This window comes from Mesocryomonas lacus (assembly GCF_055730135.2).
Window position 1 is genome coordinate 1 of the sequence record NZ_JBUZWE020000047.1, and the last position, 1,207, is coordinate 1,207.

A 1,207-nucleotide genomic window follows, 5' to 3' on the forward strand; every position below is an offset into this window, starting at 1 on the left:
AAGGAGCCTCCGCTATGAGCGCAACGATCCTCTCGCCGGCCGACGGCGCAGCGACCCTTACCGTCCCGGCAGCGGCCGACCCGAACGCCCGGCTGACGCGCGGCGCGACGCTCACCTACAGCCTCGCTCTAGCCTTCATCGCGCTCCTGTCGGTCTCGGTGCATTTCCTTCTCGACAGCGTCATCGCCCAGCAGCGCGATTCGGCAACGCTGATCAACGTCGCCGGCCGGCAGCGCATGCTATCGCAGCGCATCGCCCTCCTCGCCTCGGACCTGCGCGCCGGGGACGAGACGGCTCGCGCGCCTCTTCTCGAAGCCGCAGCGCTGATGCAGCGCTCGCACGACGCGATCGGGCGAGGCGACGACCTCGGCATCTCGAACGCCCTCTCGCCCGACGCACGCGCCTATTTCGAGCGCGGCGCGGACGCGTTGGACGCTATCGTCCCGGCCTATCTCGCCGCGGCCCGCCTGATCGTCGAAGACCCAGCCGGCGTTGCATCGGACGACGCTTATGCGATGCTGCAAACCAGCGCGCGTACCACGCTCCTTCCAGAGCTGAACGGCGCCGTGACGATATTCGAGCGGGAGGCGACCGAGCGCCTATCTTGGCTGCGCACTGTGCAGGCCATCGTCCTCGGCATCCTTCTCATGACGCTGGTGCTGGAGGCGCTGTTCATTTTTCGCCCGCTCGTCGAGCGCATCCGCCGCCACGCCTCCAAGCTGACGGAGCTCGCCAGCCGTGACTACCTGACGGGTCTTTGGAACCGCAGGTCCTTCTTCGAGGCGGCGGATCGCGAGCTCGGCCTTTCCCGGCGCACTCAGAAGCCGATCTCCGTTGTCGTCCTTGACCTCGACCACTTCAAGTCGGTGAACGATACCCACGGCCACGCCGTCGGCGACGCGGTGTTGCGGCACTTTGCGCACGTCGCCTCGGCGACCCTGCGGCGCACCGACATCCTCGGCCGCATCGGCGGCGAGGAATTCGCGCTCATCGTCCCGGAGGCGGATGGTGCCGCGGCCCTTGTCGTCGCCGAGAAGCTGCGCTCGGCCATCGAGGCCGACAACCCGACGGGCACGCCGAGGGTGACGGTCAGCATCGGCGTCGCCGAGGTGGCGGCCAACGACGGCACCATTTCCTCTGCCGTCGAACGCGCCGATGCCGCGCTGTACGAGGCCAAGCGCGGCGGGCGAAACCGCGTAGTCGTTGC

Annotated in this window: 1 protein-coding gene; it reads left to right on the forward strand. The window is 68.5% G+C overall.

Translation table 11 applies throughout. The annotated features are described in order from the left end of the window. Positions 1 to 14: 14 nt before the first annotated feature. Positions 15 to 1,207, forward strand: a 1,193-nt coding sequence (locus ACZLZY_RS24850) for a diguanylate cyclase (protein WP_472936638.1), incomplete at its 3' end; no start/stop codon positions are given.